Source organism: Thauera sp. WH-1 (assembly GCF_047806685.1).
Lineage (GTDB): Bacteria > Pseudomonadota > Gammaproteobacteria > Burkholderiales > Rhodocyclaceae > Thauera.
Genome location: NZ_JBLQGP010000012.1, coordinates 109,155 through 133,703 on the forward strand (window position 1 = coordinate 109,155; position 24,549 = coordinate 133,703).

22 protein-coding genes and 2 tRNA genes are annotated in these 24,549 nt (G+C 66.5%); 7 read left to right on the forward strand and 17 right to left on the reverse strand.

What is annotated here, in order from left to right; genetic code table 11:
* Positions 1–119: 119 nt before the first annotated feature.
* Both ACMV5O_RS13095 and ACMV5O_RS13100 read right to left on the reverse strand, forming a co-directional pair.
* A complete protein-coding gene (locus ACMV5O_RS13095; protein ID WP_416163863.1) occupies positions 120–488 on the reverse strand; it encodes a nucleotide pyrophosphohydrolase in 369 nt (122 codons plus the stop codon).
* On the reverse strand, positions 485–1,330 hold the full coding sequence (locus ACMV5O_RS13100) for a 23S rRNA (adenine(2030)-N(6))-methyltransferase RlmJ (protein WP_416163864.1): 846 nt from the start codon (positions 1,328–1,330) through the stop codon (positions 485–487). The genes ACMV5O_RS13095 and ACMV5O_RS13100 overlap by 4 nt, the downstream gene beginning before the upstream one ends.
* A gap of 175 nt (positions 1,331–1,505) precedes the next feature.
* Here ACMV5O_RS13100 and ACMV5O_RS13105 point away from each other — a divergent pair, with 175 nt between their 5' ends.
* The 3 genes from ACMV5O_RS13105 to ACMV5O_RS13115 all read left to right on the forward strand — a co-directional run bounded on the left by ACMV5O_RS13105 (position 1,506) and on the right by ACMV5O_RS13115 (position 3,579).
* Complete coding sequence (locus ACMV5O_RS13105) at positions 1,506–2,060, forward strand: gamma carbonic anhydrase family protein (RefSeq protein WP_324538001.1); 555 nt, start codon at positions 1,506–1,508, stop codon at positions 2,058–2,060.
* A gap of 122 nt (positions 2,061–2,182) precedes the next feature.
* Positions 2,183–2,896: an SIMPL domain-containing protein gene (locus tag ACMV5O_RS13110; RefSeq protein ID WP_416163865.1), complete on the forward strand. Its 714-nt coding sequence runs from the start codon at positions 2,183–2,185 to the stop codon at positions 2,894–2,896.
* Positions 2,897–2,988: 92 nt separating this feature from the next.
* Complete coding sequence (locus ACMV5O_RS13115; protein WP_416163904.1) at positions 2,989–3,579, forward strand: C40 family peptidase; 591 nt, start codon at positions 2,989–2,991, stop codon at positions 3,577–3,579.
* Positions 3,580–3,611: 32 nt separating this feature from the next.
* Here ACMV5O_RS13115 and ftsB read toward each other — a convergent pair whose 3' ends face one another.
* The 7 genes from ftsB to ACMV5O_RS13150 form a co-directional block, all read right to left on the reverse strand.
* Positions 3,612–3,884, reverse strand: a complete 273-nt coding sequence (gene ftsB / locus ACMV5O_RS13120) for a cell division protein FtsB (protein WP_416163866.1) — start codon at positions 3,882–3,884, stop codon at positions 3,612–3,614.
* Positions 3,885–4,023: 139 nt separating this feature from the next.
* Complete coding sequence (gene eno, locus ACMV5O_RS13125; RefSeq protein WP_416163867.1) at positions 4,024–5,307, reverse strand: phosphopyruvate hydratase; 1,284 nt, start codon at positions 5,305–5,307, stop codon at positions 4,024–4,026.
* 156 nt (positions 5,308–5,463) lie between these two features.
* Positions 5,464–6,303: a 3-deoxy-8-phosphooctulonate synthase gene (kdsA, locus tag ACMV5O_RS13130; RefSeq protein WP_416163868.1), complete on the reverse strand. Its 840-nt coding sequence runs from the start codon at positions 6,301–6,303 to the stop codon at positions 5,464–5,466.
* A gap of 11 nt (positions 6,304–6,314) precedes the next feature.
* Entirely contained in the window at positions 6,315–7,952 is a 1,638-nt protein-coding gene (locus ACMV5O_RS13135; RefSeq protein WP_416163869.1) for a CTP synthase, read from the reverse strand.
* Positions 7,953–8,065: 113 nt separating this feature from the next.
* Positions 8,066–12,889 carry an NAD-glutamate dehydrogenase gene (locus ACMV5O_RS13140; RefSeq protein ID WP_416163870.1) on the reverse strand — a complete coding sequence of 1,608 codons (4,824 nt, stop codon included), beginning with the start codon at positions 12,887–12,889 and terminating at the stop codon, positions 8,066–8,068.
* Positions 12,890–13,044: 155 nt separating this feature from the next.
* Positions 13,045–15,450, reverse strand: coding sequence for a putative bifunctional diguanylate cyclase/phosphodiesterase (locus ACMV5O_RS13145; RefSeq protein ID WP_416163871.1), 2,406 nt, complete (start codon positions 15,448–15,450; stop codon positions 13,045–13,047).
* Positions 15,447–16,076 (reverse strand): methylamine utilization protein, encoded by a 630-nt coding sequence (locus ACMV5O_RS13150; protein WP_416163872.1) that lies wholly within the window; start codon positions 16,074–16,076, stop codon positions 15,447–15,449. The genes ACMV5O_RS13145 and ACMV5O_RS13150 overlap by 4 nt, the downstream gene beginning before the upstream one ends.
* Before the next feature lie 141 nt (positions 16,077–16,217).
* Here ACMV5O_RS13150 and ACMV5O_RS13155 point away from each other — a divergent pair, with 141 nt between their 5' ends.
* Positions 16,218–17,054, forward strand: a complete 837-nt coding sequence (locus tag ACMV5O_RS13155; protein ID WP_416163873.1) for a DUF4394 domain-containing protein — start codon at positions 16,218–16,220, stop codon at positions 17,052–17,054.
* Between the two features lie 58 nt (positions 17,055–17,112).
* Here ACMV5O_RS13155 and ACMV5O_RS13160 read toward each other — a convergent pair whose 3' ends face one another.
* From ACMV5O_RS13160 to ACMV5O_RS13170, 3 genes are all read right to left on the reverse strand, one after another.
* The gene (locus ACMV5O_RS13160; protein ID WP_416163874.1) at positions 17,113–17,655 is read right to left on the reverse strand and encodes an isochorismatase family protein; all 543 of its coding nucleotides are present in this window, start codon (positions 17,653–17,655) and stop codon (positions 17,113–17,115) included.
* Positions 17,656–17,668: 13 nt separating this feature from the next.
* Positions 17,669–19,657: an acetoacetate--CoA ligase gene (locus tag ACMV5O_RS13165; RefSeq protein WP_416163875.1), complete on the reverse strand. Its 1,989-nt coding sequence runs from the start codon at positions 19,655–19,657 to the stop codon at positions 17,669–17,671.
* A 75-nt stretch (positions 19,658–19,732) separates the two neighbouring features.
* Entirely contained in the window at positions 19,733–20,152 is a 420-nt protein-coding gene (locus tag ACMV5O_RS13170) for an acyl-CoA thioesterase (protein ID WP_416163876.1), read from the reverse strand.
* Between the two features lie 165 nt (positions 20,153–20,317).
* Here ACMV5O_RS13170 and ACMV5O_RS13175 point away from each other — a divergent pair, with 165 nt between their 5' ends.
* Complete coding sequence (locus ACMV5O_RS13175) at positions 20,318–21,955, forward strand: electron transfer flavoprotein-ubiquinone oxidoreductase (RefSeq protein ID WP_416163877.1); 1,638 nt, start codon at positions 20,318–20,320, stop codon at positions 21,953–21,955.
* A 52-nt stretch (positions 21,956–22,007) separates the two neighbouring features.
* Here the strand turns inward: ACMV5O_RS13175 and ACMV5O_RS13180 are convergent, their stop codons facing one another.
* The 4 genes from ACMV5O_RS13180 to ACMV5O_RS13195 form a co-directional block, all read right to left on the reverse strand.
* Positions 22,008–22,580: a GrpB family protein gene (locus ACMV5O_RS13180; protein ID WP_416163878.1), complete on the reverse strand. Its 573-nt coding sequence runs from the start codon at positions 22,578–22,580 to the stop codon at positions 22,008–22,010.
* Positions 22,577–22,756 carry a hypothetical protein gene (locus ACMV5O_RS13185; protein ID WP_416163879.1) on the reverse strand — a complete coding sequence of 60 codons (180 nt, stop codon included), beginning with the start codon at positions 22,754–22,756 and terminating at the stop codon, positions 22,577–22,579. The genes ACMV5O_RS13180 and ACMV5O_RS13185 overlap by 4 nt, the downstream gene beginning before the upstream one ends.
* A 176-nt stretch (positions 22,757–22,932) precedes the next feature.
* Positions 22,933–23,009, reverse strand: a tRNA-Met gene (locus ACMV5O_RS13190).
* Positions 23,010–23,104: 95 nt separating this feature from the next.
* A tRNA-Thr gene (locus ACMV5O_RS13195) sits at positions 23,105–23,180 on the reverse strand.
* 115 nt (positions 23,181–23,295) lie between these two features.
* On the opposite strand from ACMV5O_RS13195, the gene ACMV5O_RS13200 reads away from it, so the two are divergent.
* Positions 23,296–23,454 carry a hypothetical protein gene (locus ACMV5O_RS13200; protein WP_416163880.1) on the forward strand — a complete coding sequence of 53 codons (159 nt, stop codon included), beginning with the start codon at positions 23,296–23,298 and terminating at the stop codon, positions 23,452–23,454.
* Positions 23,455–23,528: 74 nt separating this feature from the next.
* Here the strand turns inward: ACMV5O_RS13200 and ACMV5O_RS13205 are convergent, their stop codons facing one another.
* Positions 23,529–23,990 carry a ProQ/FINO family protein gene (locus ACMV5O_RS13205; RefSeq protein ID WP_416163881.1) on the reverse strand — a complete coding sequence of 154 codons (462 nt, stop codon included), beginning with the start codon at positions 23,988–23,990 and terminating at the stop codon, positions 23,529–23,531.
* A 214-nt stretch (positions 23,991–24,204) separates the two neighbouring features.
* Here ACMV5O_RS13205 and ACMV5O_RS13210 point away from each other — a divergent pair, with 214 nt between their 5' ends.
* Positions 24,205–24,537: a hypothetical protein gene (locus tag ACMV5O_RS13210; RefSeq protein WP_416163882.1), complete on the forward strand. Its 333-nt coding sequence runs from the start codon at positions 24,205–24,207 to the stop codon at positions 24,535–24,537.
* The last annotated feature ends 12 nt before the right edge of the window (positions 24,538–24,549 follow it).

The following is a 24,549-nucleotide window of genomic DNA, read 5'->3' on the forward strand; positions in this document are numbered from 1 at the left end:
CAGAAAAATTGCGGCCGCCCAATCCGAACATGTGATGGGCCAATGAATTCCGCGCTGAGGGTCGGCGCTGACGGGGCCGGGGCCGATGCCGCCGCCCTGGCAAGCGTGCGCATGCGAGGCTAGAGCTGTTGATACTTCAACGCACGCCCGCGGGCCAGTTCGACCGGATAGCGCTTGGCGTTGATGTCCATCTTGCGCCGCGCGGCTTCGGCCAGGTCGACATCGAGCTTGTCGGCAAGCCGCACCAGGTAGAGCAGCACGTCGGCCAGTTCAAGGGCAACGGCCTCGCGCGTGTCGGGTGGCAGCGCCGCCGACTGCTCGGCGCTCAGCCACTGGAAGTGCTCGATCACCTCGCCCGCCTCGCCGGCCAGCGCCATGGCAAGGTTCTTGGGGGTATGAAAGACGTCCCACTCGCGTTCGGCGGCAAAGCGGCGCAGCGCAGTGCGCAATTCGATGAGCGCATCATCGGTGGCGGGAGGCGTCGTCATTCGATGTGGTGCTCCAGGTCGAAACCCGCGCCCGGCTCGACGCCGAGACGCTCCACCAGCCAGAGCAGCGCGAGCTCGAGGCGCTGCGGCAGCACCCAGGGCGGATTGACCACATAGAGGCCGCTACCGAACATGCCGAAGCCGTCCCGGGCGGGTTGCCGCACCGCGAGGCGGACGTCCAGCCAGCTCTCCGCACCGAGTTCGGCCAGACGCTCGGGCAGTGCGCGCGCATCGGCGCGCGCCAGCATCGGGTACCACACGGCAAACGTGCCGTTGGGGAAGCGCCGCATCGCGTCGCGCAGGGTATCGACCACGCGACGGTAATCCTCCTTGAGCTCGTAGGGCGGATCGAGCAGCACCACCGCGCGCCGCGAAGGCGGCGGCAGCAAGCCCTTGAGCGCGCCGAAGCCGTCGGCACGACGCACCTGTACGCGCTCCTGTTCGGTGTTGAAGGTGCGCTGCAGCGACTCGAAGTCGGCCGGGTGCAGCTCGAACAGGCGCAGACGGTCCTGCGCGCGTGCCTGCGTCATCGCCAGCGCCGGCGAACCGGGGTAGAAGAGCAGCCGGCCGTGCGGGTTGAACTGGCGCACCGCGGCGAGATAGGCCGCAATCGGCGCGGGCGGGTCGTCGCAGCCCCACAGCCGCGCGATGCCTTCGGCGAACTCGGCGGTCTTGTCGGCCTGCTCGCTGTGCAGGGCATAGCAGCCGGCACCGGCGTGGGTGTCGATGTAGTACCACGGCTTCTCCTTGCGGTTGTAGTAGCCAAGGAGTTCGAGCAGGACCAGGTGTTTGAGTACATCGGCATGATTGCCGGCGTGGAAGGCGTGGCGGTAGCTGAGCATGAAGGTTTTCCGGTTGCGGCGAGCATCGTAGCACCGGGGTGATGAGGCGCAAAATCCCCGTCGGATCAGCGACATCGCTGCAGATCCAGTGTTTGCATGCTGCAGTGCAATTGCTATCATGCGCCCCCCGACAGCCGTGAGCATCCGGCAAGAGACATCCATAGCGAGAACAAGCATGAGCATCTATGCCCTTGGCGACCGCAGACCCCGCTTCGGCGCCGGCAGCTGGATCGCGCACAATGCAACCGTGATCGGCTCCGTGACCGCGGGCCGCAACGTCAGCATCTGGTACAACGTGGTGATGCGCGGCGACAACGACCCGATCACCATCGGTGACGACACCAACATCCAGGACGGCTCGGTGCTGCATAACGACGACGGCGTGCCGCTCACCATCGGCAGCGGCGTCACCGTCGGCCACATGGCGATGCTGCATGGCTGCACGATCGGCGATGGTTCGCTGATCGGCATCAACGCAGTGATCCTCAACAACGCCGTGATTGGGCGCCACTGCATCATCGGCGCCAATGCGCTGATTCCCGAAGGCAAGGTCATTCCCGACCGCTCGCTCGTGGTGGGCTCGCCCGGCCGCGTGATCCGCACCCTCACCGATGACGAGATCGAGCACCTTAAGTGGAACGCCCAGCACTACGTCGACAACGCCCGCTTGTATGCCGACGAGTTGTGCGCGATCGACCCGGCCAGCGTCATCGCGGCCGAGACACGCTGAAACGCCTTCGCGCCGCGGCGCGGCGCGGAAGCTGCCAGGATGAGCGGGAGTCAGCACCTCACGCAGCGCCCACGGTGGGCATGCGCCCCCCTCGTCTGCCCCTCGTTTCGGAGATCGTTGAAATGTATCGCTTGCGCCCGCTTTCCCCTGCCCTGCTGCTCGCTGCCGCGCTGGCCTTCGGCGCCCCAGCCATGGCCGCCGAGGACGACTCCACCGCGCGCCCGCAGACGGTTGACTTCTCCGCCGAAGCCAGCCAGGCCGCGACCAATGACCTGGCGGTTGCTGTGCTCTACGCCGAGCACCATGGACCCAACCCGGCTGCGGTGGCGCGCGAGGTGAATCGGCACATCGCGGCCGCGCTGCAGACGGCGAGCGCACACACCGACATCAAGGCGCAATCGGGCAACACCTCGACCTGGCCAGTCTATGCAAAGGATGGCCAGGGCCGCATCGAATCCTGGCGCATGCGCTCGGAGATCCAGCTCGAGAGCGGCAACCTGGCAGCGATGTCCGAACTGGTCGGCACCCTGCAGGCCAGCCTCGCGCTGTCCCAGATCGTCATGCAGCCGGCGCCGGAAACCCGTCGCGCCGCCCTCGACGAGGCGACCGTCGCGGCATTGCGCGCCTTCGAGCGCCGCGCGGCCCTGATTGCCGGCAGCTTCGGCAAGCGCTATCGCATCGCCAGCCTGTCGGTGGGAGACAGCGGAATGCAACCGCCGATCATGCCGCGCATGCGTGCGACCGCCATGGTGGCCGAGGCGGCCCCGGCACCGCTGGAGGGCGGCGAAAGCATGGTGTCCGTGCATGTCAACGGACGCATCGAGCTGCTCGACTGAGCGTTTCGAGCATGCCGTAGCGCCTGCAGACTGGACCGGCAAGGCCGGACTGGCTTATCGTTGCGGCCATGACGACGTCGCACCGCAACGCCATGCATCGCTGCGCGCCCGCCGCGCCCGTTCTGGCCGCCAGCCTGCTCGCCCTCGCCCTGCTGGCAGGCTGCAGCTCGACACCCACGCCTGCGCCATCGGCCGTGCGGCCGGCGCCACCGCCGGCCAGCCCCATGGCCGGCCCCTACTTCACCCTCGAAGAAGAAACGCAGGCGCGCGAGATGGTGCTGTTCGCGCTCGGCCTGCTCGACACCGGCTACCGCTTCGGTGGCCGCAACCCCGAAGCCGGTCTGGATTGCAGCGGCATGGTGGCCTACATCGTCGAGAACATCAGCGGCCGCAGCCTGCCGCACAACGCGGCGCAGATTGCCGACCGCACGCGGCCGATCGCGGTGGCCGAGCTGCAGCCGGGCGACCTCGTGTTCTTCAACACGCTCAAGCGTCGCCATTCGCACATGGGTGTCTACATCGGCGACGGCCGCTTCGTCCATGCGCCGTCAAGCCGCGGCCGGGTCAGGGTCGAGCGCCTCGACAACCGCTACTTCGCCACCCGCATCGATGGCGCGCGTACGCTGCTTGCGGCACGCGACAGCCTCGCCGCGGTGAAGGACTGCACCTCGGGCGCCTGCTGAGCGCGCGGCCACGAGCACGCCACGCGGCCCCATCAGCGCTGCGGGATCTGGACGTAGATTTCCCCCGGCTTCGTCAGGCCCAGTTCAAAGCGGGCACGCTCCTCGATGGCCTCATTGCCCGACTTGAGGTCATTCACCTCGGCCTCCAGGCTGGCATTACGCTCCTCGAGGCGCAGGTTCTCGGCGCGCTGGGTGTGCAACTGGCGGTCGACTTCCCACACCTGCAGCCAGCCCCCCTTGCCCAACCACAGCGGGTATTGAAGCAGCACGACGAGTGCGGTCAGGATGAGGATCGGCCAGCGCATGGATTGGAGGTCGGGTTCGGGTTCGCGGCCGGCAGTGCGGACGGTAGGGGGCGGATCTCCGCTGCATCGGCCCGGCAGCGGCTGGGGCAAACACGACGAGGCCGGCGGTGTTGGCCGCCGGCCTCGTCACGCTTCCTGCTCAGCGCAGGTTGTAGAACGCGCGCTTGCCCGGATAGAAGGCGGTGTCGCCCAAATCTTCCTCGATGCGCAGCAGCTGGTTGTACTTCGAGATGCGGTCGGAGCGGCTCAGCGAGCCGGTCTTGATCTGCATCGCGCGCAGGCCCACGGCGATGTCCGCGATGGTCGAGTCGTCGGTCTCGCCCGAGCGGTGCGAGATCACTGCGGTATAGCCGGCGAGCTTGGCCATCTCGACGGCAGCAAAGGTCTCGGTCAGAGTGCCGATCTGGTTGATCTTGATCAGGATCGAGTTGGCCACGCCCTGCTCGATGCCCTGCGCGAGGATGTTGGTGTTGGTGACGAAGAGGTCGTCGCCCACAAGCTGCACACGCTTGCCCAGGCGCTCGGTCAGGATCTTCCAGCCGTCCCAGTCACCCTCGGCCATCGCGTCCTCGATCGACACGATGGGGAACTTGTCGCACAGGGTCTCGAGGTAGTCGGTGAAGCCCTCGGCGGTGAGCGAGAGGCCCTCGCCCCTCAGTTCGTACTTGCCGTCCTTGTAGAACTCGCTGGCGGCGCAGTCGAGCGCCAGCAGCACGTCCTGGCCGGGCACGTAGCCGGCGGCGACGATGGCTTCCTGGATCAGGTTGAGCGCTTCCTCGGTACCCGAGACGTTGGGGGCGAAGCCGCCCTCGTCACCGACGGTGGTCGGATAGCCCTTGGCGTCAACGATCTTCTTCAGGTGCTGGAAGATCTCGGCGCCGCAGCGCAGGGCCTCGCGGAAGCTGCCCATGCTCACCGGCATGATCATGCATTCCTGGATGTCGAGGCTGTTGTTGGCGTGCTCGCCACCGTTGATGACGTTCATCATCGGCACTGGCATCACCATCGGGCTGGAGCCGCCAAAATAGCGGTACAGCGGCAGGCCGGCCTCTTCGGCGGCGGCCTTGGCCACCGCCATCGACACCGCCAGCATCGCGTTGGCGCCCAGGCGCGACTTGTTCTCGGTGCCGTCGAGCTCGATCAGGGTGCGGTCGATGAAGGCCTGTTCCTCGGCATCCAGCCCGATGATCGCTTCGGCGATCTCGGTGTTCACGTTCTCGACCGCGCGCAGCACGCCCTTGCCGAGGAAGCGCGACTTGTCGCCGTCACGCAGCTCGATCGCCTCGCGCGAGCCGGTGGAGGCGCCCGACGGCACCGCCGCGCGGCCCATCACGCCGGATTCCAGCAGCACGTCGGCTTCGACGGTGGGGTTGCCGCGGGAGTCGAGAATCTCGCGGGCGATCACATCAACGATTGCACTCATGTGTAGTCCTGTTGCTTAACGGAGGATTCGAATCGATCAGCGGGACGCGCGGACCGACAGCCTGTCTATGCTGACGCATCGACCTCGCTTCATGCGCGAGGTCTGGCGATAGCCCATATCAGCCTGCGCGATACCGGACGTTCGCCGAATCTGTTCTCAAAGGCTGGTTTCGAGGAAGCCCTGGCGCTTGACCAGGGTGTCGATGTCCTTGAGCGTGGTCAGCAGCGCCTTCATCTTCGGCAGCGGCCAGGCATTGGGCCCGTCGGACAGCGCCTTGGCGGGATCCGGATGGGTCTCCATGAACAGACCGGCCACCCCCACCGCGACCGCGGCGCGCGCCAGCACCGGCACGAACTCGCGCTGGCCGCCCGAGGCCGTGCCCTGCCCGCCCGGCAGCTGCACCGAGTGGGTGGCGTCGAACACCACCGGGCAGCCCGTGTTGCGCATGATCGCCAGCGAGCGCATGTCGGAGACGAGATTGTTGTAACCGAAGGAGGCGCCGCGCTCGCACACCATGATGGTGTCGGCGCCACCATTGGCCTCCTTCGCCTTGTCGGCGACGTTCTTCATGTCGCCCGGGGCGAGGAACTGGCCCTTCTTGATGTTCACCGGCTTGCCGCTGGCCGCGACCGCGTGGATGAAGTCGGTCTGGCGACACAGAAAGGCCGGCGTCTGCAGCACGTCGACCACCGAGGCAACGGTGGGGATCTCCTCGATCGTGTGCACATCGGTCAGCACCGGCAGGCCGAGTTGCCGCTTGACCGCTTCGAGCATCTTGAGGCCGGCGTCCAGGCCATGGCCGCGAAAGCTCTTGCCCGAGCTGCGATTGGCCTTGTCGTAGGACGCCTTGAAGATGTAGGGAATGCCCAGTTCGGCGCAGATCTCCTTCATCTGGCCGGCGATGTCCAGGCACATCTGTTCGGACTCGGCCACACAGGGACCGGAGATCAGGAAAACCGGCTTGTCCAGACCGACTTCGAAACCGCAGAGGTTCATGCTTCGCTCCTTCAGGCCGCAGCCTGCTTGCGCGCGATCGCCGCCTTCACGTAGGCGGTGAACAGCGGGTGGCCCTTGCGCGGGTTGGAGGTGAATTCAGGGTGGAACTGGCAGCCGACGAACCAGGGATGGACATCGGCAGGCAGCTCGACCATCTCGCACAGATCGGTCACCGGCGCGCGACCCGACACCACCAGCCCCTTCTCTTCGAGCTTGGCGAGCAAGGTGTTGTTGACCTCGTAGCGGTGGCGGTGGCGCTCCATGATCTCGGCCGCGCCGTAGATCTGGCGTGCCAGCGTGCCGTCCTTGAGCTGGCAGAGCTGGCCACCAAGGCGCATGGTGCCGCCGAGGTCGGACGCTTCGGTGCGCTTCTCGATCTTGCCCGTGCGGTCCTTCCACTCGGTGATCAGGCCGATCACCGGGTACGGGGTGTCACGCTCGAACTCGGTCGAATGCGCGTCTTGCATGCCGGCGACGTCGCGTGCGAACTCCACCACCGCCAGCTGCATGCCGAGGCAGATCCCCAGGTAGGGCACCTTGTTCTCACGCGCGTAACGGATGGCGGCGATCTTGCCCTCGGTGCCGCGCTTGCCGAAGCCGCCCGGCACCAGGATCGCGTCCATGGCCTGCAGCACGGCACAGCCGTCGCGCTCGATATCCTCGGAGTCGATGTAGTGGATCTTCACCTTCGACTCGGTGTGCATGCCGGCGTGGTTGAGCGCCTCGATCAGCGACTTGTAGGACTCGGTGAGATCGACATACTTGCCGACGAAGCCGACGTTGACCGTCTGCTTCGGGTTCTCCAGCGCATGGATCAGCTTCTCCCACACCGACAGATCGGCCGCACGGGCGAGGATGTCGAGCTTGTGGCAGACGATCTGGTCGAGCATCTGGTCGTGCAACTGGCCGGGGATCTTGTAGATCGAATCGGCGTCCAGGCACTCGATGACCGCTTCGGGCATCACGTTGCAGAACAGCGCGATCTTGCGCCGCTCGTCCTCTGGCACCGAACGGTCGGCGCGGCACAGCAGGATGTCGGGCTGGATACCGATCTCGCGCAGCTCCTTGACCGAGTGCTGGGTCGGCTTGGTCTTGAGCTCGCCGGCGGTCGGAATGTAGGGCAGCAGCGTGAGGTGGATGAAACAGGTGCCGTGACGGCCCTCCTCGAAACCCATCTGGCGGATGGCCTCGAGGAAGGGCAGCGACTCGATGTCGCCCACCGTGCCGCCGACCTCTACGATCGCGACGTCGGCGCCTTCGGCGCCACGGCGGACGTAAGTCTTGATCTCATCGGTAATGTGCGGGATGACCTGCACGGTCTTGCCGAGGTATTCACCACGGCGTTCCTTCTTCAGCACCGACTCGTAGATCTGGCCGGTGGTGAAGTTGTTGCGCTTGCTCATCTTGGCGCTGGTGAAGCGCTCGTAATGGCCGAGGTCGAGGTCGGTTTCCGCACCGTCTTCGGTGACGAAGACTTCACCGTGCTGGAACGGGCTCATCGTGCCCGGATCGACGTTGATGTAGGGGTCGAGCTTGAGGTGCGTGACCTTGATGCCACGGGACTCGAGGATGGCCCCCAGCGAGGCCGCGGCGATGCCCTTGCCCAGGGAGGACACGACACCGCCGGTAACGAAGACGTATTTGGTCATGGGAGATGTGCTGCGGGAAAGCGCGATGATAACCGAAGCGCCGGACATGCGTCAGCAGTCCGGCCGATCGGCCATCCCCGGCGACCCGCCGGCGGCGACTCGCCGATGCCGCTTCAGCCCATGCCGCGCAACTCGCGCAACACGACCGACAGCATCGCCATGTCGATGCTCGGGGCGGACCGGATCTCCGCCAGCAGGTGGCGATAGCGCTCGAGCGGGATCGCATTCTTGGCCTGCCAGGCGGACAGGATCTCATCCACTCCCGTCGCAGCATCCGCCAGCCGCAAGGCGTCGCTGGCGAGCGCCCGGGCGAGGGCGGACAGCTCGCCGCGCAAGGCGCTGCGGGCGAGTGCCTGCCAGCGCGTCTCGGCCGGCAGTCCCGAGATCTGGCGCCCCAGCCAGTGCAGGTCGAGATCGCCCCCGAGGGCGAAATAGACCCGCGCTACGGTGGCCTCGTCGCGCCCGCTCTCGACCGACACTTCGACCAGATCGAGACCGGAATAGAGTTCCTCGAGCGCCGCAACGCGTTGCGCCAGCCCCAGCGGCACGCCCTGCTCCACCCGATGCGCGATCGCCTGCTCGAGCTCGACGCGATAGGCCGGGCCGACCGAGTCGGCCAGGCCGTCGGCGAGCGCGGCCACGCCCGGCGAGAAATGCGCGAGCGTGGCCTGCAGGTCGGCCAGCCACTGGCGATGACGCAGGAACCACAGTGTGCCCCGCAGCACGAGGCGGTCGGACTCGCCGATCAGCTCGGTCTGCACCGCGTTGGCAATCTGGTTGTCCAGCCCTTCGATGTCGCGCCACAGCGCCACCAGGCCGAAGACCTCGCGCGTAGCCATGTAGGCGCGCACGATGTCGGGCGAGGACGCGCCCAGCTCCCCCTTGAGCCGGCTGACGAAGGTCGGCCCGACCCGATTGACCATGCTATTGACCACGTGGGTCGAGATGATCTCGCGCCGCAACGGGTGGGCCTGGATCTGCGCCCCGAAGCGCGCGCGCAGCGGCGCCGGGAAATAACGCTCGAGGGCGGTGCGGATGTACGGGTCCTCGGGCACGTTGGACGCCAGCACCTCGTCGTACAGCTCGATCTTGCTGTAGGCGAGCAGCACCGCCAGTTCGGGCGTCACCAGTCCGACGCGGCTGGCCTTGCGCTCCTGCAGCTCCTCGTCCATCGGCAGGAACTCGAGCTTGCGGTTGAGCCGCCCGGCATGGCTCAGGCGCCGCATGAACTCGGCCTGCTCGTCGAGCAGGGCCGCAGCGCGACTGCGCGTCATCGACAGGATCTGCGTCTGCGCATAGTTGTCGCGCAGCACCAGCGCGGCGACCTCGTCGGTCATGTCGGCCAGCAGCTGGTTGCGCTGCTTCATGGTCAGCTCGCCCTCGGCCACCACCCCGCCGAGCAGGATCTTGATGTTGACCTCGTGGTCCGAGCAATCCACACCGCCCGAGTTGTCGATGGCGTCGGTATTGACCCGCCCGCCCTTCAGTGCGAACTCGATGCGGCCGAGCTGAGTCGCCCCCAGGTTGCCGCCCTCGCCGAACACCTTGCAGCGCAGGTCGGCGCCATTGACCCGCACGGCGTCGTTGGCGCGGTCGCCCACGGCGGCGTCGGTCTCGCTCGCAGCCTTGATGTAGGTGCCGATGCCGCCGTTGTAGAGGAGGTCGAGCGGTGCGGTGAGGATGGCGCGGATCAGTTCGGTCGGCGTCAGGCTCTCGGCCTCGATGTCCAGCGCCGCACACACCTCGGGCGACAGCCGGATCGACTTCGCGCTGCGCGGCCACACGCCGCCGCCGGCCGAGATCAGCGACCTGTCGTAGTCGTCCCAGCTCGAGCGCGGCAGCGCGAAGAGGCGCGCCCGCTCCTGCCAGCCCCGTGCCGGATCGGGATCGGGGTCGATGAAGACATGGCGATGATCGAAGGCCGCGACCAGGCGGATCTGCTTTGACAACAGCATGCCGTTGCCGAACACGTCGCCCGACATGTCGCCGATGCCGGCAACCGTGAACGGCTCTTCCTGGATGTTCGTGCCCATCTCACGGAAGTGGCGCTTGACCGCCTCCCACGCACCGCGCGCCGTAATGCCCATCTTCTTGTGGTCGTAGCCGACCGAACCACCCGAGGCGAAGGCATCGCCGAGCCAGAAGCCGTACTCCGCCGACACCTCGTTGGCATAGTCGGAGAAGCTCGCCGTGCCCTTGTCGGCGGCCACCACCAGATAGGGGTCGTCCTCGTCGTGGCGCACCACGTCGGCAGGCGGCACCACCGCGCCCTGCACCAGGTTGTCGGTGACATCGAGCAGCCCGCGCAGGAAGTTGCGGTAGCAGGCCACGCCTTCCGCGAGCAGGGCCTCGCGCCCGCCCTCGGCCGGCGGGCACTTGACCACGAAGCCGCCCTTCGAACCGACCGGCACGATCACGGCATTCTTGACGATCTGCGCCTTCACCAGGCCGAGGATCTCGGTGCGGAAATCCTCCATGCGGTCCGACCAGCGCAGCCCGCCGCGCGCCACCTTGCCGCCGCGCAGATGCACGCCCTCGAGCCGTGGCGAGTACACGAAGATCTCGAACATCGGCAAGGGCTGCGGCAGATTGGGGATCTTCGCCGGCGAGAACTTGAACGAGGTGTAGGACTTGGTCGCGCCCTCCTTGTCACGCTGGAACCAGTTGGTGCGCAATGTCGCCTGGATCATCGCCAGGAACTGGCGCAGGATGCGGTCCTCGTCGAGGTTGGCCACGTTGTTGAGCCCCTGCTCGATCACCGCCACCCGCGCCTCGCAGTCGGCCGCGCGCCCGTCCTCGAGAGCCGGGTCAAAGCGCGCACGGAACAGCTCGAACAGCGCACGCGCCAGTTGCGGATAGGCCGCCAGCGTCTGCTCCATGTATGCCTGGCTGAAGGTGAACGCCGCCTGCCGCATGTACCTGGCATAGGCGCGAAGCACCGCCACCTCGCGCCAGGACAGCCCTGCAAGCAATACCAGGCGGTTGAAATCGTCGTTCTCGACCTCGCCGCGCCAGACGCGCAGAAAGGAATCCTGGAACAAGGGCCGCAAGGCATGGATGTTCAGGGTTTCGGCACCGGCGAAATGCAGGCCGAAGTCGTGCAGCCACACCGTTCGGCCGTCCTGGCGCTGGATGTCGGAGGGGCGCTCGTCCATCACCTTCACCCCCATGCGCTCGAGCATGGGCAGGCTCTGCGACAGCGGCACCGGACCGTCGAGGTGGTACAGGCGCAGGTTGAGCCGCCCCGCGGGTGCTTCCAGCGGCACGTAGAGGTTGAGGCCAAGCGCTTCGGCGTCGCCCAGGGCCTCCATCTGCTCGATGTCGAACACCGCCATGCGCGCCGAGTAGTCCTCGCGGTAACCGGCCGGAAAGCCCGCACCGTAGCGCCGCATTAGCGCCAAGCCGCGCTCCTCGCCACACTGCTCGATGAGGGCCTGCTGCAACTCGTCCTCCCAGCGCCGCGAGGCGCGGATCAGGCGCTGCTCGAGTTCACGCGTGTCGAAGGGCGGGATGTTGCCATCGGGTGTGCGCACGGTGATCAGGATGCGCGCCAGCGCGGAGTCCGAGAACTGCACGTCGAACTCGGCCGAGCTGCCGTTGAAGGCGTCCACCAGGACCGCCTGCATGCGCCTGCGCTGGTCGGTGTTGTAGTGCTCGCGCGGCACATAGATGAGGCAGGACACGAAGCGCGCGAAGGGGTCGCAACGCACGAACAGCCGGGTGCGCAGGCGTTCGCCCAGACGCAGGATGCCCATCGCGTGGCTGTAGAGCTCTTCCGGCTGGATCTGGAAAAGCTCGTCGCGCGGATAGCGTTCGAGCAGGGTCATCAGGGCCTTCGCCGCGTGCCCCCCCGGCAGCAGGCCCGCGCGCTCGAACACGGCGTCAACCTTGCGGCGCAACAGGGGAATCTGGCGCGGGCTGGCACTGTAGGCGGTCGAGGACAGCAGGCCGATGATGCGGCGCTCGCCATTGACCCGCCCTTCACTGTCGAAGGATTTGATGCCGATGAAGTCGAGGTAGCCCGGCCGGTGGACGGTCGAGCGCGAATTCGACTTGGTGAGGGTAAGCAGCTTGGGCAGGTGCGCCTGCGCGCGCAGCTGCGGCGGCAGCGCGGCGAAAGAGCGCGAGGCGCCCTCCTCGCCTTCGCCGTGCAGCAGGCCCAGGCCGGAACCGGGAACCACGTGGAGCTCGTTGCCTTCCTCGCGGTTCACCAGTGTGTAGTCGCGGGCGCCGAGCAGCACGAAGTTGTCGCTCGCCAGCCACTCGAGGAAAGCGCGCACCTCGTCGGTCTCGGCGCCGTCAACGCCGGCCGGGGCCTTGCCCAGCCCGTCGATGATGTCGACCAGGCGACTACGCATCGCGGGCCAGTCGGTGACCGCCGCACGCACGTCGGCAAGCACGTGTTCGATGCCCTGCTGCAGGCTTTGCAGGTCGGCCGGATCGCTGCGCCGATCGACTTCCAAGTGCATGATCGACTCCGCGCGCACGCCCTCGGCATGCTCGCCGCGTTCGGCCAGGCGAAGCAGATTGCCCTGGTCGTCACGCACCACGTTCATCACCGGATGGATGATCAGGTGCAGGGTCAGCCCCTGACGCGCCACCTCCATGGTGATCGAATCGACCAGGAAAGGCATGTCCTCGCCAATGATCTCGATCACGGTGTGTGGGCACTCCCAGCCGTATTCGTCGAGGCGTGGGTTGGAGACGCGCACGCGGCTGCCCGCGGGCCTGCGCGCAGCGAAATGCCACTGGCTGAGCACCGCCCCGTAGAGGTCGGCAACCGGCAGATCCTCGAGATCTTCGGGATCGACCTGCGCGAAGAAGCGCCTGGCAAACTCCCCCACGGTCGCGGCCTGATCGGCCGGCAGGCGCGCCACGATCTGCTCAAGCACCGCATCGACCTGTGCGGCCAGTCGACCTTGCTCCCTCTTATCCATGTCGCCTCCTTGGTGTCGGTCTGGACACGGCGAGGCAAACGGCAAAACGGCCCGATCCAGCGGTGTGAGTGCCGGATGCCGATGTCACCTCGCCGTGGAACAGCCTGTGAGGCTAAGCGAAGGCGGGACGAAGGGTAAGCCGCGTTTTCCCTAGGTCAGACGGCCACGGACTCGCCTCGCACGAGCAGATGCTCACCGCCGCGCGCCCAGGGAGAGCGCTCCATCCAGACCTCCAGCTCGTCCGCTGCAACCGGGCGCGAGATGAAGTAGCCCTGTGCCAGATCGCATCCCAGCTCGCCCAGACGACGCAGGATGGCCTCGGTCTCGACGCCTTCGGCGGTCACCACCAGCCCCATGTTGTGCGCCAGCTCGATCGTCGACCGGACGATGATCTCGTCATCGGCCTGGGTGATGAGGTTCATCACGAAGCTGCGATCGATCTTCATCTCCTGGACAGGCATCTGGCGCACGTAGGACAGCGAGGAATAGCCGGTGCCATAGTCGTCGATCGACAGCTGACAGCCGGTGGCGCGCAGGCGCTCGAGATTGGTCAGCGCCTTGCGCGGATCGTCGAGCACGGCGCTTTCGGTGATCTCGAGCGTGATCCAGCTCGCATCGCAACCGTGCCGTTCGAGCATGACGCGGAAGTGGTCGGGGAGCTCGGCCTGCAGCAGATCGCGCGCCGACAGGTTGAGTCCGACGCAAACCTTGCGCCCAGCGCGACGCCACTCGGCGCACTGGCCGATCGCCCGGTCCATCACCCAAAGGGTGATGTGCTTGATGTAGCCGGTCTGCTCCGCAAAGGGGATGAAGTCCATCGGCGGCACGAAGCCGCGCTGCGGGTGAACCCAGCGCACCAGGGCCTCAACGCTGAGCGCCTCGGCGGCGCGAAAGGCGTACTTGGGCTGGTAATAGAGCACCAGCTCGTCGGCCTCGACCGCCTGGCACAGCTCAGTCAGCAGCGAAAGCCGGGCTGCGTTGCGGCTGTGGTGGACCGGGTCGTACACGCTCACCCCGCTGTTGCCCTGCTTGGCCTTGTACATGGCCACGTCGGCACAACGCATGAGGTCGCCGGCCTCTGTGCCGTGGGCGGGGTAGAGCGCGATGCCGATGCTCGCGCGCACATCGACGATTTGCCCTTGCAGGGTCATCGGCTGCTCGAGCGCGGTGGCGATGCGCTCCGCCACCACCCGTGCCGCCCAGGCGTCCGCGCCCGGCACGAGCAGCCCGAACTCGTCGCCGCCCAGCCGCGCGGCGGCATTCTCGGGCGCATACAGCGCAGTATCCACCTCGCGCTTGCGCACACCCGCCTTCTGCAGGCGCTGACCAACCTCCTGCAGCACGAGATCGCCGAAGGCATGACCCAGCGTGTCGTTGATGAGCTTGAATCGATCCAGATCCAGCGTAAGCACCGCAAGCTCCTGGTCGGGCTCCTTTGCCGCCGCCAGCAGGCGCTCGAGTTGGGCGATGAAATGCACTCGGTTGGGCAAGCCGGTGAGAACGTCACGGAAGGCGAGTTCGGAGATGCGCGCCTCGCGGCTGGCGATGGCCTCGGTCATCAAGCCGAAGGCGTCGGCCAGCTGATCGAGCTCGTCCCCCCGGCGCACCTGGGGCGGGACGCCATACTCGCCCGCCTCGACCCGATGTGCAAACTGGGCCAGACGAGTCACCGGCGACGCAATCGTGCGCCCCATCCACACGCTGGCCAGCAGCATGGCCAGCGTGGCGAGCGCCGACAGCCCCGCCCATTCGCGATAGAGGCGCTCCCAGGGCGCAAGCGCACGCGCGAGCGACAGCTGCAGTACGGCCGTCACCGTCGCATCGCCCTGCGCCTCGATCACGTGACGGAAACCGACATATTCGACCTCGTCGATCCACAGCGAGGTGTCGGCCGCATGCAGCAGGGCCGCCGGCGCCGGTGCAACCGGGAGCGTGCTGACCGCGAGACCCGGCGTGCCCTGCCGGGACTGCAGCAGCAGACTGACATCGAGGCCGGTAAGTCGCTTGAGGTCCTGCGCAAAGGCCTCGTCAACGACAAAGCCGATCACCACCCAGGCCACCGGCATCGGGGCCATCACCGGCACCGCCACCAGCTGGTACAAGGCCTCGTCCACCGCCTGGAAACCGGTGGCACTGCCGCGCTCGCGCGCATCGCCGATGAGGCGCGACAGACTGTCGAACTGCACCTCGGGACGCGCCGGGTGGGCCGCCAGGGTCTGTCCGTCGAGGCCGAGCAGGAGCATCAGACTGGCGCCAATGCGCGAACCGTGATTGTCCAGCGCCGACGCGATGGTGTCGCGATCGCCCGTCAGCACGGCTTCGCGAAAGCCGTAGTCCGCCGCCAGCACGCGCGCCGCCTGAGCGAGCTGCGCGCTGCGCTGGTCCAGCAGGCGCGCAAACACCCGGTCACCGGTGTCGAGCTGCGCCCGCACCTCCTGCAAGGCACTGCTGCGGCCGATGTGCTCGAACAGGAACAGGCCGCCGACCTGCACCGACAGCAGGATTGCCGCCGTCCACGCCGCGATGCGCCATTGCAGGCGGCGGAAGCCCAGCCGCATCATGGACGCTCCCCGATCACCAGGCGGAGCGTCGCCGCCACCCCCTCCGCCACCTGCAGACGCTGGCGGACGAGCTCATTGACGGCACCGACCCAGCGCGGGTGCCAGTACTCGAGTTCGTACTCGCCTGCGGGAATGCCCTCGAAACGCACACTGCCCTCGCCATCGCTGACGCCCACCCAGGGCGCATCCGACACGACGACGTAACCGACCATGGTGTCGTGGATGTTGCAGCCCATCACCACCACGCCGGGCGTATCGAAGACGATGGGCGCAGCGGGCGTGCCGATGTAGAGCTTGAGCTCGAAGGACTTCGCCGGCGAGAACGAGTACACGTGATGGCGCACGGTATCGAGATTGGGAAAGCGGACGGCCGTGCCTGTCCGCACCGCCGTCATCAGCGGCAAGAAACGCTTTTCATGCTGCACGATATCGACCTCGCGCGAGCGCGCCGGCGCGCCGCCGGCCTGCGGCTTGAGCGCGACCGCCGCATGCTCGAGGGGCATGCCTTGCGGGTCGACGACCTTGACCCGCACATCGGCCGCGCCGGCCGCGTGCGCCGCCAGCAGCCCGAGCAATGCGCCACACAGGCGGAAGAACTGACTCGACTGCAATGCCAACTTGATCACGTCACCTCGTACGGACTCTGCTCTATCGTTGCGCGGCTCACGCCGCGGTCGCGTCCTGCAACCGCCCCCTCCCCGACCGCACGTTCCCAAGGAGCCCCGATGCCGCTTTCATTCAACCGCCCGAGCCTCTCCGCCCTGGCTTTGTCGGCCGCCAGCTTCGCCGCTCCGGCCTGCGCGGACGACGCGCTGGCCAGGATCAGACTGTTCGCGGTTACTGCCGGGCATGAGCTTATCGCCGTTTCCGCCGCCGAACCGGGAAAAATCACCCACTCCGTGAAGCTCGTCGGACTTGCGAATGAGGAACAGATCCTCGGCATCGATTTTCGCGTCGCGCATGGCGTGATGTTCGCGCTCGGCAGCTCCGGGCGCGTCTTTACCGTCGATGTGGGCAGCGGCACCCTCAAGCCCGTGAGCGAGACGCCGCTGGCGCTCGACGGCCAGCGTTTCGGCTTCGACTTCAACCCGGCCGCCGACCGCATCCGTATCGTGTCGGACAGCCGCCAGAACCTGCGCGTCCATCCGCAAACCGGCGCCCTGGTGGACGCCACGCCTGACACGAACGGGGTTCGGCCCGACGCCGCCCTTGCCTATGCGGACGACGGCGCTGGCGCCAGCCTTGCGCCCCGCATCATCGCGGCGGCCTACACCTACAACACCCGAGACGAAAAGCTGACGACCAACTTCGCCATCGACGCCAACGCCGCGACACTGGTCCGCCAGGGCTCGATCGAGGGCGAAGAGCCGATCGTGTCGCCCAACACCGGCCAGCTCCGCACGGTCGGCGCCCTCGGCGTGGATGCCATCGCGGATGCGCACTTCGACATCTCGGATGTCACCAATACCGCGCTCGCCGTCTTCAGCACCCGGGCGGCCCCGCAGCCCACGCTGTACCGGGTCGACCTCGCCACCGGTGCGGCGCGCATGGTCGGTGCGCTGGGCCGCGGCGAGGCCCTGCGCGGCATCGCCATCGAGCCCTGAACGGCACGCGGGGCCGGGTGTGAGCCCGGCCCCGCGTCATCGCTGCACCGCGCTGCGCTCAGCGAATGAAGTCGCGATTGACCTCACGGAAGAGCTCGGTGCCGCCGCGCTGCAGCCACTCGAAGGCCACCATCTCGCGCGACACGATCTCGATCCCATGCCCGCGCATGCGCTCGAACGCGAGGTCGCGGTTGGCGGGGTCGCGCGAGCCCGACGCTTCGGCGACGACGAACACCTCCTTGCCCGCCCAACGGAGGTCGAGCGCGGTCTGCTGCACGCACACATGCGCCTCGGTCCCGCACACGATCACCTGGCGGCGCTGCTCGACCGCCGTACCGTCGAGGCATCCATCGGCCTGCGCCGAGAAGCACTGCTTGCTGACGTATTGCGCGTCAGCGGTGACCGCGCGCACCGACTGCAGCGTGGCACCGATCTTGTCCGGGAAGTGCTCGGTCACCACAACGGGCACGCCGACGCGGCCGGCGACCTGAGCCAGCCAAACGCAATGGGCGGCAAGCCTTTCATTGTCGTGGATGAAGGGCGCGAGCTTTGCCTGCACATCGATGATCAGCAGCGCGGATTTGTCACGGTTCATCAGCATCTCGTTCTCCTAATCAGCCGGCCAGTTCCGCGCGGTCGCGGAAATGCGCCAGCGCCTCGGGGTTGGCCAGTGCCTCCTGGTTTTTCACTGGACGGCCATGCACCACGTTTCTCACCGCGAGTTCGACGATCTTGCCGCTCTTGGTGCGCGGGATATCGGCCACCTGCAGCACCTTGGCCGGCACGTGGCGCGGCGTGGTGTTGTCGCGGATGGTCTGACGGATGCGCTTGACGAGCTCGTCATCGAGCATGAGCCCCTCGCGCAGCTTCACGAACAGCACCACGCGCACGTCATTGGGGTTCTGCGGCGGCCAGTCCTGACCGATCACCAGCGACTCGACGACTTCATGAAGCTTCTCGACCTGGCGGTAGATCTCGGCCGTGCCGATGCGCACCCCGCCGGGGTTGAGCGTGGCGTCCGAGCGGCCGTAGATGATCAGCCCGCCGTGGGCGGTGATCTCGCAGAAATCGCCGTGGCACCACACGTTGTCGAAGCGATCGAAGTAGGCAGCGTGGTACTTGCTGCCGTCGGCGTCGCCCCAGAAGCCGATCGGCATCACCGGGAAGGGCTTGCTGCACACCAGCTCGCCCTTCTCGCCGCGCACCGGGCGGCCGTCATCGTCCCACACGTCCACCGCCAGGCCCAGGCCGCGGCACTGAATCTCGCCGCGCCACACCGGCAGCACCGGGCTGCCGAGCACGAAGCAGGAGATGATGTCGGTGCCACCCGAGATCGACGACAGCTGCAGGTCGGCCTTGATGTCGCGATAGACGTAGTCGAAGCCTTCGGGCACCAGCGGGCTGCCGGTGCTCATCATCGCGCGCACGCTGTCGAGCTTGTGCGTCTCGCGCGGCTTGAGCCCGAACTTGGCGCAAGCGTCGATGAACTTGGCCGAGGTGCCGAAGTGGGTCATGTGTTCGGCGTCGGCGTAGTCGAACAGGATCTGGTTATCGCCGGCGAAGGGCGAGCCGTCGTAGAGCAGCAGCGTGGCCTCGGCGGCGAGCGCGGAGACCAGCCAGTTCCACATCATCCAGCCGCAGGTGGTGAAGTAGAACACGCGGTCGCCCGGCTTCACGTCGCCGTGCAGCTTGTGTTCCTTGAGGTGCTGCAGCAGCGCGCCGCCGGCGCAATGCACGATGCACTTGGGCACGCCGGTCGTGCCCGAGGAATACATGATGTACAGCGGGTGATCGAAGGGCAGCTCGGCAAACTCGATGTCATCGACGAAGTGGAAGGGGGCGATGAAGTCGGCGTACATCCGCGCATGCGGCACGTGCGACAGGTCATGCTCGGCATGCACATAGGGCACCACCACCACGCGCCTGACCGAGGGCAGCTGGCTGACGATGTCGCCGAGCTTGCCCAGCACGTCGATGGTCTTGCCGCCGTAGTAGTAGCCGTCACAGGCGATCAGCACCTTGGGCTCGGTCTGGCCGAAGCGGTCGAGCACGCCCTGCACGCCGAAATCGGGCGAGGCCGAGGTGAAGATGGCACCGATGCTCGCCGCGGCGAGCATGGCGATGACCGTCTCGGGCATGTTGGGCATGTAGGCGGCGATCCGGTCGCCTTTCTCCACCCCCATCTCGCGCAGCGCAGCGACGAAGTGGGCGACCGCGCGATACAGCTCCCCGTGGGAGAGGCGGTTCAACACCCGATCCTCGCCCCAGAACACGATCGCATCATGCGCGTCGCGCGAGCGCAGCAGGTTGCGGGCGAAGTTGAGCCTGGCGTCGGGGAACCACTGGGCGCCGGGCATCCTGTCGCCGTCAACCAGCACGCGCTCGCCGCGGTGGCCGATGACACCCCCGCCGACGCCGTCGCCCTCCCACACGCTGACCCAGAATTGCTCGGGCTGCGCCACCGACCAGGCGTACAGCGCGTCATAGTCGGGCAGGTTCGCGCCCCAGCGTTTTTCGGCGGCCAGCCGGAAGGCAGTCACGTTGGCGCCGGCGATGCGCTCGGGCGAGGGGGTCCACAAGGGTCTTTGTTCAGCAGAATTCACGATGTCTCCTCTCCATCAATCGACGATCCGCGCTCTGCCGGGCAGATCGTCCCGTTCTTGTTCTGGTACAGAAATTCAGTTCACAGCCGGCTCGAACAGGGCACGCACAAAATCGGGCATGGGGACCGACTTGCCACTGCGGTTGTCCATCCACACCGTCTTCGCCGCGCCCTCGGCATACAGCTTGTCCTCACCCTCGACAAATAGTTCGTACCAGGTCATCACGCTCGAGCGTCCCGGCTCGCCGGCGTACATCTTGATGACGACCGTGGCAGGATAGTTCACCGGCGCAAGGAAGGTGCAACTGGCGTTGATGATGACCGGCCCGATGGGCTCGTCGGGGCTGACGCGGCTGCCCACCTGTTCGAGCCATTCAACCCGTGTCTGCTCGAAATAGCGGAAATACACCGTGTTGTTGACATGGTTGTAGGCGTCCATGTCACCCCAGCGCACCGGGATGCGGGTGGTGTAAATCAGCTTCGCCTTCTCCTTCATGCCGAAGTCTCCTGTTGTTTGTTTGGCGAGCTAATGTAACATACGCACCCGTATGTTGTGCAGAGCTCGGGCGAGCCGTTCCGCGCGCGCCCGTCTGCCTCCACGCAAAAGTCTACAATCGCAAAAAAGGGGGCTTTGCCTCCCACCCGGGAACAGGAGAACAGGATGGAAAGGGAATCGATGGAATTCGACGTGCTGATCGTCGGCGGCGGCCCCGCGGGGCTGGCGGCGGCGATCCGCCTGAAGCAACTGGCCGCCGACAAGGGCCAGGAGATTTCGGTGTGCCTGATCGAGAAGGCCGCCGAGATCGGCGCCCACATCCTGTCGGGCGCGGTGATGGACCCGCAGGCGCTCACCGAGCTGATCCCCGACTGGAAGGAACGCGGCGCGCCGCTCAACACCGAAGTCACCGAGGACAAGGTGCTGTTTCTGTCCGAAACCGGTGCCCGCCAAGCGCCCAATGCCTTGCTGCCCGACTGCTTCGTGAACCACGGCAACTACATCGTGCGCCTCGGGAACGTGGTGAAGTGGCTCGGCGAGCAGGCCGAGGCGCTGGGCGTGGAGGTCTATCCGGGCTTCGCCGGCGCCGAGATCCTGTTTGACGAGGCAGGCGCGGTGAAGGGCGTCGCCACCGGCGACATGGGGCTCGCCCGTGACGGCACACCCGGCCCGCACCACCAGCCGGGCATGGAGCTGCACGCCAAGTACACGCTGTTCGCCGAGGGCTGCCGCGGCCACCTGGGCAAGCAGCTCGAAGCGAAGTTCAATCTGCGCGAAGGCGCCGACCCCCAGACCTACGGCATCGGCATCAAGGAGCTGTGGGAGGTGAAGCCCGAGCAGCATCGCCCGGGCCTGGTGGTGCACACCGCCGGCTGGCCGATGGACAAGGCCACCTATGGCGGCGGCTTCGTCTATCACCTCGAGGACAACCTGGTGGCGGTGGGCTTCGTGGTCGGGCTCAACTACGCCAACCCGCATCTGTCGCCCTTCGAGGAGATGCAGCGCTACAAGACCCACCCCGAGATCCGCAAGTATCTCGAGGGCGGCAAACGCCTGCAGTACGGCGCCCGCGCGATCGCCGCCGGCGGCCTGCAGAGCCTGCCCAAGCTGGTGTTCCCGGGCGGCGGGCTGATCGGCGACGACGCCGGCTTCCTGAACGCCGCACGCATCAAGGGCAGCCACGCCGCGATCAAGTCCGGCATGCTCGCCGCCGAGGCCGCCTTCGAGGCGCTCGGCAAGGCGCGCCAGCGCGATGCGCTCGACGCCTATCCGGCCGCCTTCCAGGCCTCCTGGCTGCATGCCGAGTTGCACAAGACGCGTAACTTCAAGCCCTACATGAAGAAGGGCCTGTGGGTCGGCTCGCTGCTGTTCGGCATCGACCAGGTGCTGTTCAAGGGCAAGGTGCCGTGGACGCTGCACAACAGCGCCGACCACGACCAGCTCAAGCCAGCGGCCGAGTGTCCGAAGATCGCCTACCCGAAGCCCGACGGCGTGCTGACCTTCGATCGCCTCTCGTCGGTGTTCCTGTCCAACACCAACCACGAGGAAGAGCAGCCCTGCCATCTGCAGCTCAAAGACGCCTCGGCGCCGATCGCGATCAACCTGGCGAAATACGACGCCCCCGAGCAGCGCTACTGCCCGGCCGGGGTGTACGAGATCGTGCAGGAAGCCGCCGGGCCGCGGCTGCAGATCAACGCCCAGAACTGCGTGCACTGCAAGACCTGCGACATCAAGGACCCGACCCAGAACATCAACTGGGTCGTGCCGCAAGGTGGCGAAGGGCCGATCTACCAGGGGATGTGATTCAATAATCCCAATGGCGGGGCGCCGACCGGCGCCTCGCCTTGGCCTCGTTTCAGGCGGCACGCGCAAGCCGCATGACACGCTCAATGAAGTTGCCCTTCGCCTGCGCGTAGGCGACACGGTCGTCGGGCAACTCGGCAGCGATCCGCTGTTTCAGCGCGGCGTATTCCGCGGCGACCTCCGGGTGCGCGATCAGGTAATCCCTGAACAGCAGGCGCTCCCACTCGGACGAGCCCGTTTCCAGGCAGTGAATGTGATGCGTGCGTCGCCCGCCCTCACCACGGCGGATGAACCAGGCGTATGCGATACCCGGCAGGCCGGGCTCCTTGGGGCGCCAGAAGTACTCATAGCCCCTTTGCTGCAACAAGGGCGCAATCCGCTGCGCAACCTCGCTCATCGACGGCACTTCCACCAACATGTCCACAATCGGCTTCGCCGCAAGCCCGGGCACGGCCGTGCTGCCAAAATGCTCGATTCGGCCAATCGACTCAGGCGGCAGAAGCGCACGCAGCCGCGCCACCTCCTCTTCGAAGCGTCGCGGCCAGTCGGGGTCATACGGCACGATCTCGATACGCTCGCGCAAGGCACGAGTCACGTGCTCAGGCGGCGTGGGGAAGGCGCTCATGTGCCGACAACCCCAAGCGCCAGAGCGCCCGCGCCATCATTCATCAAGTGCATCCACCCCATCGCGCCGGCCCCCCTCGACCGCACCGGGTGAAAACCCCAGCTGCGCCGGATGAAAGATTTGGTCACGCAGTGCAGCAACGACAGCATCCGCCCTCCGCTGATCAGCGCTTCCATGCGGGCTCCTACAAGCCCCCTCAGCGCTCACCTTAGCAACCGACTTCGCCGCTGCAAAGCCCGTCAGCAGCACCGCGGGAAGGACGCAGCGCCAGCCATGCGAAGAGGCCCAATCACTTTTTCCAGACGCACAAAGCAAGAAGGCTCACGGAGTGCGTGAGCCTTCTTGCTTTGTTTGGTTGCGGGGGCAGGATTTGAACCTGCGACCTTCGGGTTATGAGCCCGACGAGCTGCCAGACTGCTCCACCCCGCGTCGGAGAAACGAAACTATAAGCGACTACTGAACCAAAGTCAAATTATTTTTGCACTGCAAAAGATTTCTGACTCAACAGTCGCTTCAATGGTCGGTGGTGCCGGCAATAGGAATCGAACCCACGACCTTCTGATTACAAATCAGCTGCTCTACCAACTGAGCTATGCCGGCGACGGACGCGGATTATAGCCTAAGCCAGACGAACTGACTGCCCCGCACGGCTTGCATCGATAGCTGTATTTCTATACAGTTATCGAACAGCAAGACCAATGCGGGAGACCGGAACATGCAATCGATCAACACACGTGCCCTGATGGCGCTAGGACTGCTCGCGGGACTCATGATTGGCACCGGCCATGTCGGGGGTGGCCTTGCGGTGGCCATCGCGGCCAGTGCCGCCGTATGGCTGACGCGGTCGGAAGCGCTCAAGCGCGACACCCCCTGAAGCCCTGCCGGCGAGCGCACGCCTGTGCCCGTGTCCGCCAGGCCTCGGGCACGCAGCCAGGCGATCCCACGGCTTCAGCGGCCGAAGCGGCTCACCAGTTGCTGCAGCTTTTCTTGCTTGCGGCGTTCGGCCTCCTCGGCTTCGCGCTTTTCGCGCTGTTGCTTGGCGACGGCGGCAAAGCGTTCCTTGAGCGTCGTGCTGGCGTGGGTCCGCTGCTCGTCGGTGACCTCGCCGGCCGGGTTACCGTCGAGGTCGAAACGCTGGGTGTTGCGCTCCACAGCCTTCAAGTAGCGCGTGGAAGCAGTATGCATACGCAGCGCGATGCGCAGGGTCTTGCGCTCGAAGTCGGGAAAGCGCTCGATGATGCTGTTGTCGATCTTCAGCGCCAAAGGCTTGCAGTCCCGAAATACCGGGCACTCTGCTTCCAGGCGCTTGAGCATCGCGCGGGGCTCGAGGCGAGGAGCGGGTTTGGCGGCTTCGACGGACGGCGCTGCTTGCGGATCAGCGGTGGGCGAGGAGGTGTGTTCGGCGGTCATCGGTTCGAGAACTCTGGAGTAAGGTCAGGCGTCAACCAGCACACTGGATGACTCAGGGCAATCCACAGCGGCAAGGCCTCGCGACTGGTCCGACATTCTACCCCCGCCCCCCTTGCAGGACCTTGCCAACAATCATTCCTGGAGTCTGGCGCCGCCCTTTCTCGCCGGCTGTCGCCGCATGGCAACGCGTCGGCTCACTTTCCTGGAGCGCATCATGAAGAAGCGCTGGAAGCGACTACCCGACTCACGCAGCGAGCCGGCCGGCATCGAGCGGTGCATCTTGCGACGCCTGCCGTTGATCGGGCTTGCGGGCACCGCCGCCTGTGTGGCTGTTTCACTGCTTGCGCGCCTGCTGTGGTGGGGCGACACCAGTGTCGAGACTGCACGTGCATTGCAGATGATCGACATCTGGGTCATTGCTGCGGTCGTGCTGCACTGGACGGTCGTGGTCGCGGTCGCGATCGGTTCCTTCATCGTCTTCGTGATGAAGGGGCCCGCCTATGTTGCGGACCGCTATGACCTGCCCGACGAGAACGCACCGAGGTGAGCGCTCTTTTCA